The sequence below is a fragment of the Nocardioides marmorisolisilvae genome (assembly GCF_031656915.1).
In the GTDB taxonomy this organism is placed as follows: domain Bacteria; phylum Actinomycetota; class Actinomycetes; order Propionibacteriales; family Nocardioidaceae; genus Marmoricola; species Marmoricola terrisoli.
Genome location: NZ_CP134227.1, coordinates 4,145,995 through 4,163,600 on the forward strand (window position 1 = coordinate 4,145,995; position 17,606 = coordinate 4,163,600).

16 protein-coding genes are annotated in these 17,606 nt (G+C 70.9%); 12 read left to right on the top strand and 4 right to left on the bottom strand.

What is annotated here, in order from left to right; genetic code table 11:
• Window positions 1-105 precede the first annotated feature (105 nt).
• Complete coding sequence (locus tag Q9R13_RS19800) at window positions 106-1,911, top strand: proline--tRNA ligase (protein ID WP_310962896.1); 1,806 nt, start codon at window positions 106-108, stop codon at window positions 1,909-1,911.
• Between the two features lie 10 nt (window positions 1,912-1,921).
• Here Q9R13_RS19800 and Q9R13_RS19805 read toward each other — a convergent pair whose 3' ends face one another.
• Window positions 1,922-2,884: an aldo/keto reductase gene (locus Q9R13_RS19805; protein WP_310962898.1), complete on the bottom strand. Its 963-nt coding sequence runs from the start codon at window positions 2,882-2,884 to the stop codon at window positions 1,922-1,924.
• A 161-nt stretch (window positions 2,885-3,045) separates the two neighbouring features.
• On the opposite strand from Q9R13_RS19805, the gene Q9R13_RS19810 reads away from it, so the two are divergent.
• Window positions 3,046-3,744: an HAD family hydrolase gene (locus Q9R13_RS19810; RefSeq protein WP_310962899.1), complete on the top strand. Its 699-nt coding sequence runs from the start codon at window positions 3,046-3,048 to the stop codon at window positions 3,742-3,744.
• Here the strand turns inward: Q9R13_RS19810 and Q9R13_RS19815 are convergent, their stop codons facing one another.
• Both Q9R13_RS19815 and Q9R13_RS19820 read right to left on the bottom strand, forming a co-directional pair.
• Entirely contained in the window at window positions 3,745-4,179 is a 435-nt protein-coding gene (locus Q9R13_RS19815) for a ferritin-like domain-containing protein (RefSeq protein ID WP_310962900.1), read from the bottom strand. It lies immediately after the preceding gene.
• Window positions 4,176-4,700: a hypothetical protein gene (locus Q9R13_RS19820; protein ID WP_310962901.1), complete on the bottom strand. Its 525-nt coding sequence runs from the start codon at window positions 4,698-4,700 to the stop codon at window positions 4,176-4,178. The genes Q9R13_RS19815 and Q9R13_RS19820 overlap by 4 nt, the downstream gene beginning before the upstream one ends.
• Window positions 4,701-4,779: 79 nt before the next feature.
• Between Q9R13_RS19820 and rimP the strand changes: the two genes are divergently transcribed.
• The 7 genes from rimP (at window position 4,780) to Q9R13_RS19855 (ending at window position 12,041) form a co-directional block, all read left to right on the top strand.
• Window positions 4,780-5,271 (top strand): ribosome maturation factor RimP, encoded by a 492-nt coding sequence (rimP, locus tag Q9R13_RS19825; protein ID WP_310962902.1) that lies wholly within the window; start codon window positions 4,780-4,782, stop codon window positions 5,269-5,271.
• A 1-nt stretch (window position 5,272) separates the two neighbouring features.
• Window positions 5,273-6,253: a transcription termination factor NusA gene (gene nusA / locus Q9R13_RS19830; RefSeq protein ID WP_310962903.1), complete on the top strand. Its 981-nt coding sequence runs from the start codon at window positions 5,273-5,275 to the stop codon at window positions 6,251-6,253.
• An 86-nt stretch (window positions 6,254-6,339) separates the two neighbouring features.
• A complete protein-coding gene (locus Q9R13_RS19835) occupies window positions 6,340-6,642 on the top strand; it encodes a YlxR family protein (RefSeq protein WP_310965130.1) in 303 nt (100 codons plus the stop codon).
• A gap of 113 nt (window positions 6,643-6,755) precedes the next feature.
• Window positions 6,756-9,566, top strand: coding sequence for a translation initiation factor IF-2 (gene infB, locus Q9R13_RS19840; RefSeq protein ID WP_310962905.1), 2,811 nt, complete (start codon window positions 6,756-6,758; stop codon window positions 9,564-9,566).
• A gap of 117 nt (window positions 9,567-9,683) precedes the next feature.
• Window positions 9,684-10,145, top strand: coding sequence for a 30S ribosome-binding factor RbfA (gene rbfA / locus Q9R13_RS19845; RefSeq protein WP_310962907.1), 462 nt, complete (start codon window positions 9,684-9,686; stop codon window positions 10,143-10,145).
• On the top strand, window positions 10,142-11,005 hold the full coding sequence (truB, locus tag Q9R13_RS19850) for a tRNA pseudouridine(55) synthase TruB (RefSeq protein WP_310962908.1): 864 nt from the start codon (window positions 10,142-10,144) through the stop codon (window positions 11,003-11,005). The genes rbfA and truB overlap by 4 nt, the downstream gene beginning before the upstream one ends.
• A gap of 112 nt (window positions 11,006-11,117) precedes the next feature.
• Window positions 11,118-12,041, top strand: a complete 924-nt coding sequence (locus Q9R13_RS19855; RefSeq protein WP_310965132.1) for a bifunctional riboflavin kinase/FAD synthetase — start codon at window positions 11,118-11,120, stop codon at window positions 12,039-12,041.
• Between the two features lie 56 nt (window positions 12,042-12,097).
• Here Q9R13_RS19855 and Q9R13_RS19860 read toward each other — a convergent pair whose 3' ends face one another.
• A complete protein-coding gene (locus tag Q9R13_RS19860; RefSeq protein ID WP_310962909.1) occupies window positions 12,098-13,300 on the bottom strand; it encodes a hypothetical protein in 1,203 nt (400 codons plus the stop codon).
• Between the two features lie 226 nt (window positions 13,301-13,526).
• Here Q9R13_RS19860 and rpsO point away from each other — a divergent pair, with 226 nt between their 5' ends.
• From rpsO to Q9R13_RS19875, 3 genes are all read left to right on the top strand, one after another.
• A complete protein-coding gene (rpsO, locus tag Q9R13_RS19865) occupies window positions 13,527-13,802 on the top strand; it encodes a 30S ribosomal protein S15 (RefSeq protein ID WP_397218647.1) in 276 nt (91 codons plus the stop codon).
• Window positions 13,803-14,026: 224 nt separating this feature from the next.
• Window positions 14,027-16,258, top strand: coding sequence for a polyribonucleotide nucleotidyltransferase (locus Q9R13_RS19870; RefSeq protein WP_458295156.1), 2,232 nt, complete (start codon window positions 14,027-14,029; stop codon window positions 16,256-16,258).
• Entirely contained in the window at window positions 16,255-17,547 is a 1,293-nt protein-coding gene (locus tag Q9R13_RS19875) for a M16 family metallopeptidase (RefSeq protein ID WP_310962910.1), read from the top strand. Before Q9R13_RS19870 ends, Q9R13_RS19875 begins: the two co-directional genes overlap by 4 nt.
• The last annotated feature ends 59 nt before the right edge of the window (window positions 17,548-17,606 follow it).

Sequence of the window (17,606 nt, forward strand, 5' to 3'; positions counted from 1 at the left end):
GTCGCGAGGTGTTCGCGGCGACCCCTCGCCCCCGAGGGCGTGCCGGTGGACCGTCGCGGGAAACCGGATCGCAGCGCGTCGGGCCGCGCCAGTAGCCTTCGCCCCATGACTGCCGCCCGCGTGCTCAGGATGTCGTCCCTGTTCGTCCGCACCCTGCGCGACGACCCGGCGGACGCCGAGGTGCCGAGCCACCGGTTGCTGGTCCGCGCCGGCTACGTACGCCGCGCCGCGCCGGGCATCTACTCCTGGCTGCCGCTGGGCCTGCGGGTCCTGCGCAACGTCGAGGGTGTGATCCGCGAGGAGATGGACGCGATCGGCGCCCAGGAGCTGCAGTTCCCAGCGCTCCTGCCCCGGGAGCCCTACGAGGCGAGCGGCCGTTGGACGGAGTACGGCGACGGCATCTTCCGGCTCAAGGACCGCAAGGGCGGCGACTACCTGCTCGGGCCCACCCACGAGGAGATGTTCACGCTCGCGGTCAAGGACCTCTACTCGTCCTACAAGGACCTACCGGTCTGGCTCTACCAGATCCAGACCAAGTACCGCGACGAGGCCCGGCCGCGCGCGGGCATCCTGCGCGGACGCGAGTTCGTGATGAAGGACTCCTACTCCTTCGACACCACCGACGAGGGTCTCGACGCCTCCTATGCGGCACACCGCGACGCCTACGTGCGGACCTTCGACCGGCTCGGGTTCGACTACGTGATCGTCAAGGCCACCTCGGGCGCGATGGGCGGCTCGAAGTCGGAGGAGTTCCTGGCCCGTGCGGAGGTGGGCGAGGACACCTACGTGCGCTGCACGAACTGCGACTACGCCGCCAACGTCGAGGCGGTGTCCGTGCGTCCGCCCACTGTGCTGGGCGGTGGATCCGATGGATGGGGCGACGCACCCGCTGCGCACGCCGAGCAGACGCCCGAGACCCCCACGATCGCCACCCTCGTCGACCACCTCAACCAGGCCTTCCCCCGCGAGGATCGTCCGTGGCAGGCGTCCGACACGCTCAAGAACGTGCTCGTCGTGCTCAAGCACCCCGACGGGACCCGCGAACCCCTCGCGATCGGCCTGCCCGGCGACCGCGAGGTCGACCAGAGGCGTCTCGAGGGCCAGCTCGAACCGATCGAGGTCGAGCCGATGGACGAGACGGAGATGCGCCGGCACCCCACGCTGGTCAAGGGCTACATCGGCCCGGCGGCGCTCGGTGAGAAGAGTCCGTCCGGCATCCGGTACGTCGTCGATCCGCGCGTGGTGGACGGCACCCGCTGGGTGACGGGCGCGGACATCTCCGGCAGCCACGTCCTCGACCTCGTGGTCGGCCGCGACTTCACCCCCGACGGCACGATCGAGGCCGCCGAGGTCCGGGACGGAGACCCCTGCCCGCAGTGTGCCGACGGCACGCTCGAGACGGCTCGCGGAATCGAGATGGGCCATATCTTCCAGCTGGGCCGCAAGTACGCCGACGCCCTCGACCTGCGTGTCCTCGACGAGAACGGCAAGCTGGTGACCGTGACGATGGGGTCCTACGGCATCGGCGTGTCACGGGCCGTCGCGGCGATCGCGGAGTACAACCACGACGAGCTGGGCCTGTGCTGGCCGCGCGAGATCAGCCCTGCCGACGTGCACGTGGTGGCGACCGGCAAGGACCCCGCGGTGTTCGAGGCCGCGGACCGGCTGGCGACCGATCTCGCGGCGGCCGGACTCGTGGTGCTCTACGACGACCGGCCCAAGGTCAGCCCCGGCGTGAAGTTCAAGGATGCCGAGCTGCTCGGCGTGCCCACGATCGTGACCGTCGGTCGGGGACTGGCCGACGGCAACGTCGAGCTGAAGGACCGTGCCGGCGGTGATCGCCGCGAGGTGCCCGTCGGCCGCGCGGTCGAGGAGCTGCTCGCCGAGACGGGGCGGGGCCGGGAGAGCTGACCGGACCGCGTCAGAGCTCGGCGAGCTCGGCCAGGTCCTCGCTGGAGGGCTCCCAGCGGAGTGCGGCGACGTTCCGGCGCAGCTGGTCCGCGGAGGTGACGCCGGAGATCACCGAGGCGACCGCAGGCTGGGCGGCCAGGCCCGCGATCGCGACGTCGAGGATCGACAGGTCGCGCGCGGCGGCGTACGCCGTGAGGCCCTCGACCCGCTCCCAGTCGGCCTCCGCGAGCCAACTCGAGCGGTCCGGCTCCGCGGCGGCCCGCGAGCCGGTGGGCGGCTCGGCGCCACGGGCGTACTTGCCCGTGAGCAGGCCGCGCTCCAGGGGGAAGAACGGCAGCAGGCCCAGCCCGAACTCCTCGGCGGCCGGGACGACCTCCGCCTCCACGCTGCGGTCGAGCAGCGAGTAGCGGTTCTGCACGGACACGAACGGGGTGAGCCCGGCCGCGCGCGCCGTCCACGCGGCGTGGACGATCTGCCAGGCGGCGAAGTTCGAGCAGCCGACGTAGCGCACCTTGCCCTCGTGCACGAGGTCGTCGAGCACGCTGAGCGTCTCCTCGATCGGGGTGACCGGGTCCGGTGCGTGCAGTTGGTAGAGGTCGATGTGGTCGGTCCGCAGCCGGGAGAGCGAGCCCTCGACGGCCCGCCGTACGTATCGCCGGGACCCGCGGACGCCATGGTCATCGCCGTAGGCCCCGCGCATGTCCATGCCGAACTTCGTGGCCACCACGAAGTCGTCGCGGCGCCCGGCCAGGGCCTCGCCGAGGAGAGCCTCGCTGCCGCCGGGCTCGGCCCCGTAGGTGTCCGCGGTGTCCAGCAGCGTGACACCGAGCTCGCCCGCCGCGTCCAGGATCGACGCCACGCCGGCGGCGTCGACGCGGCGGCTGAACGCGTTGCACCCGATGCCGACCGTGCTCACCATCAGGCCGGAGGCACCGAGGGGTCGCTGGGCCACGACAGTCGCAGAGTCGGTCACGGCGCTACGGTAGCCCGCGCCGCCCATCCCGTCGTCGGCCTGCAGAATGGCTCCATGACAACGATGGAGCCGGCAGGTGGGCGCACTGTCGTCGTGGGACGCGGTCCGGCCCCGACCGACCCCACCGACGGGGGCGCCCCCGAGCGCGTGCAGGCGCTGCGATGACGGTGCAGGCGGTGATCTTCGACTGGGGCGGCACCCTGACCGCCTGGCACGACATCGACTTCCACGCCGAGGCGCTCGCCCTCGCGGCCGCCTGCCGCGCGCACCCGGAGAGCGACCGGGCCAGTGCCGACCTGCTGCACGCGGCCAACCAGGCGGTCTGGGGTCGCTCCCGGGACCACCAGCAGAGCGCCACGATCACCGACCTGTTCGACGAGGCCGGTCTCGAGCACGATCCCGCGCTGCTCTCCGCCTACCGCGACTTCTGGGAGCCGCACACCCTCACCGACCCCGAGGTCCGGCCGCTATGGGAGGCCTTGCGCTCCCGGGGGATCCGGGTGGGCGTGCTGTCCAACACCATCTGGCCGCGCGCGTGGCACCGTGACTTCTTTCGTCGCGACGGCGTGGAGCACCTGATCGACGGCGACGTCTACACCAGCGAGATCCCGTGGACGAAGCCGTCGGAGCGGGCCTTCCGGGCGGCCATGGAGGCGGTCGGGGTCAACGACGCGTCGCGCTGCGTCTACGTCGGGGACCGGCTCTTCGATGACGTCTGGGGCGCCCGCAATGCCGGGATGCGCGCGGTCCACGTGCCCCACTCCACGATCCCGAGCAGCCAGCTCGGACACACCGAGGGGCAGCCCGACGCAGTGGTGCAGCGGCTCTCGGAGATCGCCGCCCTGGTCGATCTGCTGTAGTCAGCCCTGGATCGGTCCCTGCATCCCGGGGAAGTGCGACGGGGTGGCGCCGTACCCGAGCTGCTCCACCGCCGCAGCCTCGAGTGCGCTGATGGCCCACGCGCGCGTGGCTCCGGTGCTGTTGGCGACCAGCTGGCCGTAGAGCACGACGCAGCGTGCCTCGACCTGGCGCGCCGCGGTGCGTACGTCGGCGGGCGTGGCGAGGTCGTTCGGCAGCCGGTAGGCCGCGGCCGACGCGACCGGTACGCCGCCCGCGTTGCTCACCAATACCGTGAGTCGGTCGCGCCGGGTCCGATGCGTGTCGTAGCTGTGTGCGACCAGATCGGCGAGACCCGGCTGCTGGGACCGGGACACCTGCCCCCCCATCACCCCGTAGAGGTAGACCGCGGCGTGCTCGCCCGCGAGGGTCGCCTGGAGCGCTTCGCGCGGCGTCATCGGGGAGCCCTCGTGGTCGTGCCCTGGTCGGAGGACGGCCGAGGCCAGTCGTCGACCTGCTGCGCGACCGCCGCTGCCATCGAGGCCAGCAGCCGCGCGAAGTCGCCGCTGCGGGCCCGCTGCGCCAGTCCGGCGAGCGTGGTCTGCGTCGGTCGCTCAGCCGTGCGCAGGGCGACCAGCGCGCGCGCCTCCGAGTGCGGCACCGCGGGACCTGTCCGCGGTGGCGGGGGCGACGAAGATCTGGGAACGGCGCGCTCGAGGGCGACGAGGTGGGCCCGGTGCATCGCCAGCAGGCCGGCCAGGGGACCGGCCAGCGCCGGGTGGTGTCGCGTCGTCACCCGGATCGCGTGGATCTGCGCCCGGATCACAGTGACCGCCTCGGTGGCGGTGGCGACGTCGGGGTCCGGCTCGGAGCTGCCCGGGAGCTCGACGTGCGGCGCACGGACGGCACATCCCGCCACCACGAGTGCGCCCGCTCCGGCGACCAGTGCGCGACGGCTGAGCACGATCGGATCCGGCACGCGCGCAGGCTACGCCATCGGGCCTTCGATGATTGGCTAGGGTTGGAGCACCACAACAGCACAGCAGGAGGCGTGATCCGTGAACACTTCGGAGACCAGGGACCGCCTCGGCGTGCTGCTCACCGAGCCGATGGCCGCCTTGGGCCTCGACCTCGAGGCGGTCGAGCTCACCTCGGCCGGCAAGCGTCGGGTGCTGCGCGTCGCGGTCGACAAGGACGGCGGGGTCTCGATGGACGACGTCGCCGATGCCACCCGGGAGGTCTCGCGGGTGCTGGACGACACCGATGTGATGGGTAGCCAGCCGTACACCCTCGAGGTCTCCTCGCCCGGCGTCGACCGGCCGCTGACCCTCCCACGGCACTGGCGTCGCAACACCGACCGACTGGTCAAGGTGACCCTCGCCGCGGGCGGGACCGTGACGGGGCGGGTCGCCGAGGCCGGCGAATCCGCGGTCCTGCTCGAGGTCGACGGTGGCACCCGAGAGGTGCCCTACGACCAGGTCGACAAGGCCAAGGTGCAGATCGAGTTGAAGCCCTTCGAGAGGGCGCCACGACCCCCGGAAGAGGGCTGAGATGGACATCGACATGAGCATCCTGCGGATGCTGGAGCGCGAGAAGGAGATCTCCTTCGACGTCCTCGTCGAGGCGATCGAGCAGGCGCTGCTGACGGCGTACCACAAGACGCCGGGGGCCCAGCAGGAGGCGCGGGTGCACCTCGACCGCAAGTCCGGGCACGTGACGGTCCTCGCCAAGGAGCTTGACGACGAGGGCAATCCGGTGGGGGAGTACGACGACACCCCGGAGGGATTCGGTCGGATCGCCGCGACCACGGCGAAACAGATCATGCTGCAGCGACTGCGCGACGCCGAGGATGAGCGCAAGTACGGCGAGTTCGCCGGCTCGGAGGGTGACATCGTCTCCGGCGTCATCCAGCAGGGGCGCGACCCCCACGACGTCATGGTCGACCTCGGCAAGCTCGAGGCGCTCCTCCCCCTGGGCGAGCAGGTGCCGGGCGAGGACTACTCCCACGGCTCGCGGATCAAGTGCCTGGTCGTCAGTGTGCGCCGCGGGCTACGCGGGCCGCAGGTGATGCTCTCGCGCAGCCACCCGGGCCTGGTCCGCAAGCTGTTCGCGCTCGAGGTCCCGGAGATCGCCGACGGCACCGTGGAGATCGCCGCGATCGCCCGTGAGGCCGGGCACCGCACCAAGATCGCGGTCACCTGCAGCACCCCGGGCGTGAACCCCAAGGGTGCGTGCATCGGGCCGATGGGGCAGCGGGTGCGCAACGTGATGAACGAGCTGCACGGCGAGAAGATCGACATCGTGGACTGGTCCGATGACCCGGCCACGTTCGTCGGCAACGCCCTCAGCCCGGCCCGGGTCAGCAGCGTCACGGTCGTCGACGCCGAGGCCAGGTCGGCGCGCGTCGTCGTACCCGACTATCAGCTGTCGCTGGCGATCGGCAAGGAGGGACAGAACGCCCGCCTCGCCGCTCGGCTCACCGGGTGGCGCATCGACATCCGCAGCGACGAAGCCGCTCCGGAGGGCTCGTGAGCGTCCGAACAGCACGGGTGGTCCGGTTCGGCAATCGACCCGGCAAACGGTAGACTGCATTCTCGGTGGCCCCCCGAACTGTGCCGATGCGCACCTGTGTTGGATGCAGGAAGCGAGTCACCAAGCGTGAGTTGCTGCGAGTGACCCTCGGAGCGGACCCGACCGGCAGGCCCGCGGTCGTGCCCGACCCGTCGGGAACTGCGCCGGGCCGTGGAGCGCACCTGCACCCCACGACCGCGTGCCTGGAGCTCGCCGAGCGCCGCCGCGCACTACCCCGAGCCCTTCGCTGGTCCGGGAGCAGCGCGCTGGCCCTCGATGAGCTGTGGGAGCTGGTCACGCTCAACAGATCGAGCGGCGGGGACGCTCGATCACCAGGACAGATCCGATGAGTACCACCAGGAATGGGAGCAGCAGCTCATGAGCACTCGATGAGTACTAACCGATGAGCTCGTACATCAACTAGCGGTCCGCAGCATGCACTGCTCGGACCAGGAGGAACCACGTGGCCAAGGTCCGAGTAAGTGAACTCGCCAAGGAATATGGCGTCCCGAGCAAGGAAGTCCTGACCCTCCTGACCGACATGGGGGAGTTCGTCAAGTCGGCGTCCTCGGGCGTCGAGCCGCCGGTCGTCCAGCGGTTCAAGGACACCCACGGCGCCGCCCTGATCGCCAAGAAGGAAGCCGCCGAGGCCAAGAAGGCCGCGAAGAAGGCGCCCGCGAAGAAGGATGCCGCCCCCCCGGCGCCGGCCGAGGTCGATGAGATCGCTGCGGCCACCGAGGCTCCGGCGGAGCCGGTGTCGGAGGCTCCCGAGGAGGCAGCCGCGGCTCCCACCGCGCCTGCGCCGACGGAGCAGGCAGCACCCTCGACGCCCTCCGCACCCCGGCCGGGTCCGCGCGTGGTGCCCTCCGCGCCCGCCGACGAGGCGCCCGCTGCTGAGGCCGAGACGCCCAGCGCGCCACCCGCCGAGGAGCCACCGGCTGCCTCGGGCCCTCGTCCTGCTGCGCCGCGCCCGGCCCCGCGCCCGGGTGCCCCGCGTCCGGGCAACAACCCGTTCTCCTCGACCCAGGGCATGGGGCGTCGTCCGTCGACGCCGCCCACGGGTGACCGCGCGGCGCGTCCGCCGGCAGCCCGTGACGGCGCCCCGGGTCGTCCGGGCATGCCCCGTCCCAACCCTGCGATGATGCCGAAGTCACCGGCCGCCTTCGGTGGCGGACCGGGTGGGCGACCCGCTCCGGGTCGCGCAGGCGGCCCCGGTGGTCGCGGCGGGGCCCCTGCGCGCGGAGGCGCTCCGGGGCGTCCCGGGGCTCCGGCCCGTGGCGGTTTCGGTGGTCCTCCGGGCGGCGGTGGCGGCCCTGCGGGCCGAGGCCGTCCCGGCGGTCGTGGCTCGACCCAGGGCGCGTTCGGTCGTCCCGGCGGGCCGTCCCGGCGTGGCCGCAAGTCGCGGCGCGCCCGTCGCCAGGAGTTCGAGCAGATGGAGGCGCCGACGATCGGCGGCGTGCGCGTCCGCAAGGGCAATGGCGAGACCGTTCGCTTGACCCGGGGCGCCTCGCTGACCGACTTCGCCGAGAAGATCAACGTCGATCCCGCCTCGCTGGTCCAGATGCTGTTCAGTCTCGGTGAGATGGTCACCGCGACCGAGTCCGTCAATGACGAGACCTTGGAGCTGCTCGGTGAGGAGCTCAACTACGTCGTCGAGGTGGTCTCGCCCGAGGACGAGGACCGCGAGCTGCTGGAGTCCTTCGACATCGAGTTCGGTGTCGACGAGGGCGCCGAGGCCGATCTCGCCGTACGGCCGCCGGTCGTCACGGTGATGGGTCACGTCGACCACGGCAAGACCAAGCTCCTCGACGCGCTGCGCAGCGCGAACGTGGTTGCGGGCGAGGCCGGCGGGATCACCCAGCACATCGGTGCCTACCAGGTGGCCACCGAGGTCGACGGTGCAGAGCGCAGGATCACCTTCATCGACACCCCGGGTCACGAGGCGTTCACCGCCATGCGTGCCCGTGGCTCGCAGTCCTCGGACATCGCAGTGCTGGTGGTCGCCGCCGACGACGGCGTGATGCCGCAGACGGTGGAGGCGCTCAACCACGCCCGCGCCGCCGGGGTCCCGATCGTGGTCGCGGTCAACAAGATCGACAAGCCCGACGCCGACCCGACGAAGGTGCGCGGTCAGCTGACCGAATACGGCCTGGTCCCCGAGGAGTACGGCGGCGACGCGATGTTCGTCGACGTCTCGGCGAAGTCCGAGCTCAACCTCGACAAGCTGCTCGAGGCGATCGTGCTGACCGCCGACGCGTCCCTGGACCTGCGGGCCAACCCCGACCAGGACGCCCAGGGCCTCGTGGTCGAGGCGCACCTGGACCGTGGTCGCGGCCCGGTGGCGACGGTGCTCGTCCAGCGCGGCACGCTGCGGGTCGGGGACTCGATCGTCGCCGGTCCGGCGCACGGCCGGGTCCGCGCGATGCTCGACGAGTACGGCGAGAACATCGAGGAGGCGACCCCCTCGCGTCCGGCGATGGTGCTCGGTCTGTCCGGGGTCCCCGGCGCGGGTCAGAACTTCCTCGTCGTCGAGGACGACCGGATGGCGCGTCAGATCGCCGAGAAGCGGGAGGCCAGGGAGCGTGCAGCGCTGCAGGCCAAGCGCAGGGTCCGTCGTACCCTCGAGGACTTCATGGCGTCCATGGAGAAGGGCGAGAGCCAGGAGCTCAACCTGATCCTCAAGGGCGACGTGTCCGGTTCGGTCGAGGCACTGGAGGACTCGCTGGCCAAGATCGACGTGGGCGACGAGGTGTCGTTGCGCGTCATCGACCGTGGTGTCGGTGCGATCACCGAGACCAACGTCGACCTGGCCGCCGCGTCCGACGCGATCATCATCGGCTTCAACGTCCGCCCGCAGGGCAAGGCGACCGAGCGGGCGGACAAGGAAGGCGTCGAGATCCGCTACTACTCGGTCATCTACCAGGCGATCGAGGAGATCGAGGCAGCCCTGAAGGGCATGCTGAAGCCCGAGTACGAAGAGGTCAGCCTCGGCCAGGCCGAGATCCGGGCCATCTTCCGCTCGTCGCGGATCGGCAACATCGCCGGCTGCATGGTGACCAGCGGCACGATCCGGCGCAACGCCCGGGTGCGGTTGATCCGGGACGGCGCCGTCGTCGTCGAGAGTGCCGAGCTGGCCTCGCTGCGGCGCGAGAAGGACGACGTGTCGGAGGCTCGCGAGGGCTTCGAGTGCGGCCTGGTGATCAAGGGCTTCAACGACATCAAGGAAGGCGACATCGTCGAGGCGTTCGAGCTCCGCGAGATCCCGCGGAGCTGAGGCGGCGACTTCTCCCAGGTTAGGAACCCAAAGGGACTCTTCACACACCGGATCTCGTGTGTGAAGAGCACCTTTGACCTCTGAACCTGGGAAAAGTCACTCCGGAGAGGGGCAATCATGAGTTCACCGCGCGTGCGCAAGATCGCGGACCGGATCAAGGTGATCGTGGCGGAGATGCTGGAGCGACGGATCAAGGACCCGCGGCTGGCCAACGACAACGGGCACCTGGTCACGGTGACCGATGTACGCGTCTCGGGCGACACCCAGCAGGCGACGGTCTTCTACACCGTGCTCGGCGGGGAGACCGACCTGGTCGCGACCGAGGCGGCGCTCGACTCGGCCCGTGGCCTGATCCGTTCGGAGGTCGGCAAGCAGCTCGGCATGCGGCACGTCCCGACGATCGACTTCGTGCGTGACGCACTGCCCGAGTCGGCTCGCCAGATCGACGACCTGCTCGAACGGGTGCGCGCCTCCGACGCGCAGGTGGCCGCCGCCGCATCGGGCGCCCGGTACGCCGGCGAGCCTGACCCCTACCGCAAGCCGCGCGAGGCGGAGGACTCCGAGGACGACGACGGGTGACGGAGCCGACCCCAGGCCTGGTGATCGTCGACAAGCCCGCGGGCCTCACGTCCCATGACGTGGTCTCGCGGGTTCGTCGTCTGGCCGGCACCCGCAAGGTCGGGCACGCCGGCACTCTTGACCCGATGGCCACGGGAGTCCTCGTCGTGGGCATCGGCAGGGCCACCCGGTTGCTGGGCCACCTGCTGGTCACCGACAAGGCGTACGACGCCACTGTGGTGCTCGGTGCCGCCACCAGCACCGACGACGCCGAGGGGGAGGTGCTTCGTCGGTGCGACCCGTCGGCAGTCACGGTCGCGGCGGTCGCCGACGGCGTCGCTGCGATGGTCGGGGACATCGACCAGGTGCCGTCATCGGTCTCCGCGATCAAGGTCGATGGCCGGCGTGCCTACGACCGGGTGCGCGCGGGGGAGCGGGTGGATCTTCCCGCCCGGCGGGTGCGGATCGACGCGATCGACATCACCCGCATCGAGCTGCCCGAGGTCGATCTGACCGTGCGGTGCTCCAGCGGGACCTACGTCCGCGCGATCGCGAGGGACCTCGGCGACACGCTCGGGGTGGGCGGGCACCTGACCGCGCTCCGGCGTACCGCCGTCGGGCCGTTCACCCTCGCCGACGCCCACACGCTCGAGGAGCTGGCGGAGAGCTTCGCGCTGCTGCCGATCGCCGACGTGGCCCGGCGCTGCTTCCGGACGGTCGCTGTCGATGCCGCTCAGGCGGTCGCGGTCGGGTTCGGCCGTCGCCTCGATCTCCGTCTCCCGGAGCCCGGCCCGGTCGCACTGTTCGGACCTGATGGCGCCTTCCTGGCCCTCTACGAGGAGCGCGATGGCCAGGCCGTCGCGGTGGCCGTCTTCTGCTGACCGGCCCGGGTGTCTGCGACGGTCGAGCAGCACGCGTCCCACGGCAGACGATCCAGAGGGTGGCTGGCGCCGTACCGACCCGAGGCGGTGTGGCAGGCTGCGTCCCGTGCGTGTGTGGCGTTCCCTTGACGACGTGCCTGCCGACCTCGGGCCCACGGTGGTGACCGTCGGCAACTTCGACGGTGTTCACCGCGGGCACCGCACGCTGATCGCCCGAGCCCGTGCGGAGGCGGACCGGCTCGGCATCGACCTGGCCGCGATCACCTTCGAGCCGCACCCGATGGCGGTGCTCCGGCCCGAGCACGCGCCGGCGATGCTCACCGACGTCGAGACCCGCTGCGCCCTGCTCGCGGAGTGCGGCGTCGACGACGTCCTGGTGCTGCCGTTCTCCCGGGACGTCGCAGCGTGGACCCCCGACCAGTTCGTCGAGCGGGTGCTGCTGGCGAGTCTGCACGCACGGTCCGTGGTGGTCGGCGCCAACTTCCGCTTCGGCGCCCGGGCGGCCGGCGACGTGACGACGTTGCGGGAGCACGGAGGGTTCGAGGTCACCGGAGTGAGGCTCGACGGCGGACCGCAGGTCTGGTCGTCGACCTACGTGCGCACCTGTCTGGCGGAGGGCGACGTCGAGGGTGCCGCGGAAGCTCTCGGTCGGCCGTACGGCGTCCGGGGCACGGTGTCCCGGGGCGACCGGCGCGGCCGCGAGCTCGGGTTCCCGACAGCGAACGTGCCGGTCACGGGTCAGGCCGTCCCGGCGGATGGGGTGTACGCCGGCTGGCTGCGTCGCCTCGACGACGGGTCGACGGACCGGCTGCCGGCGGCGATCAGTGTCGGCACCAACCCGACCTTCGCCGGCGAGCGGGAGCGACGCGTGGAGGCCTACGTGCTGGACCGCACGGACCTCGACCTGTACGACGCCCGGGTGGAGGTGTCCTTCGTGGCGCGGCTGCGCGGGATGGTGCGCTTCGACGGTGTCGACGCCCTGGTCACCGCGATGAAGGGCGACGTGGCGAGAGCCCGGGAGATCCTCGCGCCCTGAGCGGCACCCCCCCGGCGCTGCCGGTGGCAGTGCCGGTCACGTCCGCTTGGCTGGGATCAGGGGTATCCGTGGTAGCCCGGGGCGATGATGTAGTACCAGTGCATCCAGAAGTACTGCAGGACGGCCCCGACGGCGAACACCAGCACGCACAGTGCGACCCGGACCCGGCGCGACGACACGGCGACGTCGGGGAACGGCCACCACGCCACGGTGAGCATCAGGTAGCGCAGCAGGCTGGTGGTCGGTCGGGTCGCCGCGAAGACGTAGACGGGGTACGCCAGCACCCAGGTCCGCAGCTCGGGCCCCCATCGGCGAGCGCCTCGTCGCCACACCAGGAACGCGACCAGCGCGAGCACTCCGAAGGTGACCAGGACGTCGCTGGTGGAGGCGAACGTCAGCGCCTGCCCGAGCCTGCTCGACCAGTGCGCCGACGAGTGCCGGGACCACGCCCCCCGGGTCAGGAAGTAGGCCGCGGGGTTGCCGGTCACGAGGCCGGCGGCGAGCGGCCACAGCCCGAAGCTGGCGGCGACGGCGCCGGCCAGCGCAGCCACCCGGATCTGCTCTCGGCCCGAGAAGGTGTCCTCGCCCCGGCGGGCCGCGCGGTACCGGACCACCCCGTGCACGACGACCACGAGGGCGAGCACGAAGACGACCGGTCGGGCCACGGACAGCAGCAGCCCGAGCGCCAGCACGGCGCCGTACCGGCGCTGCTGGAGGCACCACAGCGCGGCCAGGATCAGCAGCAGGGCGAGGCTCTCGGTGTAGGCAGCCTGGAAGAGCAGGCCCGTCGGACACATGCACAGCGCGAGCACGCCCAGGACGGCCGCGAACCGGCCGGCGGTGCGGGTCAGCATCCTGTCCAGCACGCACACCGCACCGGCGCCACAGGCCAGGCTGACCACCGACGCGCCGACGCCGAAGGACGCGCCGGTGAGCATGACGAGTGCGACCAGGGCGGGGTAGAGCGGGTAGAAGGCCCACTGGTTCTCGACGGTCAGGCCGCGCAGGGTCGGCAACGTCGTGGGATAGCCGTGCTCGGCGATGTTGCGGTACCACTGCCCGTCCCAGTTCTGGATCACGTGCAGGTAGGTCGGTGGATCGACCAGGGTCGGCACCAGTCGGACCTCCAGCAGCGCGGGGTCCTGGGTCGGCGCGAGGTGCAGCAGGATGGCCGTGTCCACGACCCTGCTGAGCAGGAAGATCACCAGCGGTACGACGTACCACGGCCATCGGGAGACCCAGCCCAGGGTGCGTTCCATCCATCCTCCGCCAGATCGGCGCGCCGGGCGGCGACGGAGGGAAGGTTACGGGGCCGTCCCCGACGCCCGGACGGCTGGGGGTCGACGATTTCGGTTCGCCGGTGGCGCGCTGATAGCCTTGGGCGGCTGCCCGTCGACGGGCGGCTGCCGTGCAACGGCCGCGGATCCAGAGTGCCCGGGTGAACAGGCCCCGGCGCGCCGCGCAACGAGAAGAAAGGGAGCTCACGTGTCGATCGGTACTGACGCTGAGACCAAGAAGAAGATCATCGCCGAGTACGCCACCGTAGAAGGCGACACCGGCTCCCCGGAGGTGCAGATCGCGCTGCTGTCGCACCGCATCTCCCACCTGACCGAGCACCTCAAGCAGCACAAGCACGACCACCACAGCCGTCGTGGTCTGCTGCTGTTGGTGGGTCAGCGCCGTCGGCTGCTGAACTACCTCGAGAAGACCGAGATCGAGCGCTACCGCTCGATCGTGCAGCGCCTCGGCCTGCGCCGATGACTTCGGTGGGGGGCCTGTCCCGGCATCGGGTGGGCCCCCCACCGCATCACGGCTAGATTCACAACTAAAGACCAACTGAAGGTAAAAACCAGGAGAGTGGTCCGCGAGCCTTGCGGCCCGGTCCTCGGTAGTGGTTCGCGGAGCAAGGAGCACCGCGGGCTTCGATCGAAGACCGGCCAGACCTCGCGGGTCGCGGATCGCTTCCGCGAACGAGAGAGAGACTCTTGTCTGAGCAAGAAAACGCTGCCATCACGACCGTGGAGACGGTCCTGGACAACGGCAGGTTCGGAAAGCGCACCGTCAAGTTCGAGACCGGGCTGCTGGCCCGTCAGGCCGCCGGATCGGTGACCGCCTACCTCGATGACGAGACCATGTTGCTGTCGGCCACCACGGTCGGCAAGCACCCCAAGGACCAGTTCGACTTCTTCCCGCTCACCATCGACGTGGAGGAGCGGATGTACGCCGTGGGCCAGATCCCCGGCTCGTTCTTCCGCAGCGAGGGCCGCCCGGGCGAGGACGCGATCCTCACCTGTCGGCTCATCGACCGTCCGCTGCGCCCGACCTTCAAGAAGGGCCTGCGCAACGAGGTCCAGGTCGTCATCACCGTGCTGGCGCTCGACCCCGACCAGCCCTACGACGTGCTCGCGATCAACGCGGCCTCGGCCTCGACCCAGCTCTCGGGGCTGCCCTTCTCGGGTCCCGTCGGTGGCACCCGGGTTGCCCTGATCGAGGGCCAGTGGGTGGCGTTCCCCAGCCACAGCCAGCTCGAGGGCGCCGTCTTCGACATGGTCGTCGCCGGCCGGGTGACCGAGACCGGTGACGTCGCGATCATGATGGTCGAGGCGGAGGCAACCGAGACGACCTGGGAGCTGGTCCAGTCCGGTACCCAGGCGCCCAGCGAGGAGATCGTGGCCGAGGGCCTCGAGGCCGCCAAGCCCTTCATCAAGCAGCTGTGCGAGGCCCAGGCCGAGCTGGCCAAGCAGGCCGCCAAACCGGTCCAGGAGTTCCCGATCTTCCTGGACTACCAGGACGACGTGTACGCCGCCGTGGAGAGCGCTGCGGGAGCGGACCTCGCCTCCGCGCTGACCATCGCCGGGAAGCACGAGCGTGAGGAGCGCCTCGACGAGATCAAGGCGGCGTTGCTGGAGAAGATCGGTCCGGAGTTCGAGGGCCGCGAGAAGGAGATCGGCGCCGCGTTCCGGTCGGTGCAGAAGTCGGTGATGCGGACCCGCGTCCTGCGTGACAAGGTGCGCATCGACGGGCGGGGTCCTCGCGACATCCGTCCGTTGATCGCCGAGGCCGGCGTGCTCCCGCGGGTGCACGGCTCGGCGCTGTTCGAGCGTGGCGAGACCCAGATCCTCGGCGTCACCACGCTGAACATGCTCAAGATGGAGCAGCAGCTCGACACACTCTCCCCGGAGAAGTCGCGTCGCTACATGCACAAGTACGTCTTCCCGCCGTTCTCCACCGGTGAGACTGGTCGGGTCGGCTCGCCGAAGCGCCGCGAGGTCGGCCACGGTGCGCTCGCGCGTCGTGCTCTGCTGCCTGTGCTGCCCACGCGTGAGGAGTTCCCCTACGCGATCCGCCAGCTCTCCGAGGCGATGGGCTCGAACGGCTCCACCTCGATGGGCTCCGTCTGCGCGTCCACCCTGTCCCTGCTGCAGGCGGGTGTGCCGCTGAAGGCGCCCGTCGCGGGCATCGCGATGGGTCTGATCTCCGGTGAGATCGACGGTGAGCAGCAGTTCGTCGCGATCACCGACATCCTCGGTGCCGAGGACGCCATGGGCGACATGGACTTCAAGGTCGCCGGCACCGCGGACTTCGTGACCGCGCTGCAGCTCGACACCAAGCTCGACGGCATCCCCGCCGAGGTGCTCGCCGCCGCGCTCACCCAGGCCAGGGAGGCCCGGCTCACCATCCTCGGTGTGATGGCCGAGGCCATCGACGCGCCGAGCGAGATGTCGTTGAACGCACCGCGGATCATCACGGTGCGAGTGCCGGTGGACAAGATCGGCGAGGTCATCGGTCCCAAGGGCAAGGTGATCAACCAGATCCAGGACGACACCGGGGCGAGCCTGTCCATCGAGGACGACGGCACCGTCTACATCGGCGCCACCAACGGCGAGGCCGCCGAGGCGGCCCGGGCTGCGGTCAACGCGATCGCGAACCCGACCATGCCCGAGGTCGGCGAGCGCTACCTCGGCACGGTCGTCAAGACCACCAACTTCGGTGCGTTCGTGTCGCTGCTCCCGGGCAAGGACGGCCTGCTGCACATCAGCAAGCTGCGTGCCCTGGCGGGTGGTCGGCGTGTCGAGAACGTCGACGACGTGGTCTCGGTCGGTCAGAAGATCCAGGTCGAGATCGGCGAGATCGACGACCGCGGCAAGCTGTCGCTGGTGCCGGTCGTCGAGGGCGCCGGCGAGGAAGCGTCGGACGAGGACGCGGCCGACGAGTGACGCCACTTGCTTCACAGCAGGCGCCGGGGACCAGCAGGACGCTGGTCCCCGGCGTTCGCCGTACGGTGCTCCCGGGTGGCCTGCGCGTGGTCACCGAGCAGGTCCCCGGCGTGCGCTCCGCCTCGATCGGCGTCTTCGTCGGCGTCGGCTCTCGTGACGAGTCGACCAGCCTGCACGGCGCCTCGCACTTCCTCGAGCACCTGCTGTTCAAGGGGACGCCGACCCGCAGCGCGATGGACATCTCGGTGGCGCTCGACACGGTCGGCGGCGAGTTCAACGCCTACACCGCCAAGGAGTACACCTGCTACCACGCGCGGGTCCTCGACGAGGACCTCCCGATGGTCGTCGACGTGCTCGCCGACATGCTCACCTCGTCGCTGATCAGCAGCGCCGACGTCGAGGCCGAGCGCGAGGTGATCCTCGACGAGATCGCCATGCATGACGACGACCCCGACGACGTGGTGCACAACCTTTTCGCCGCGGCCTCGTGGTCGGGCAGCCCGCTCGCGAAGCCGATCGCGGGCAGCGCCGAGTCGATCCGTTCGCTGAATCGCACGCAGATCAACCGCTACTACCGCAGCCGCTACCGGCCCGATGCGATGACCGTCGCGGTGGCCGGCAACATCGAGCACACGACCGTCGTACGCCGGGTGCGGCGGGCGTTCTCCGCCAACGGGTTCCTGAGCGGGTCCGCGACTCCCCGCGCGCCACGGCTCGCCGCGCGGTCGCGCAGCAGCCGGCCGGGATCGGTCCGGGCGGACCGGCCCTTCGAGCAGGTCAACCTGGTGCTGGGGATGGGCGGCATCACCCGCTCCGACCCACGCCGGCACGCGCTCGGCATCCTCAACACCGCCCTGGGCGGCGGATCGTCCTCGCGGCTGTTCCAGGAGGTGCGCGAGGCACGCGGCCTGGCCTACTCGGTCTACTCGTTCGCGTCGAGTTATTCCGACGCCGGCGTCGTCGGTGTGTCGGCCGGCACGCTACCGGGCAAGGCCGATGAGCTGATCACGGTCGTGCGCGACCAGCTGGTGCGGATCGCCGAGACCGGGATCGATGAGGACGAGCTGGCCCGCGGCAAGGGTCAGCTGCGCGGCGGCCTGGTGCTGAGCCTCGAGGACACCGCGTCCCGGATGACCCGGCTGGGCGAGGCCGAGCTCTTCCAGGAGCGGCTGCTCTCGCTCGACGAGGTGCTCGAGCGGATCGACGCCGTCACCCTCGACGACGTCCGCACCCTGGCCAGGGCGATCTTCACCCGGCCCGAGACACTCGCCGTGGTTGGCCCCGCCTGAGGCGTAGCCGCGTTGGTGGCCTTCGAGCACGTTGCGCCGGCAACCGATCCAGCTGCCAA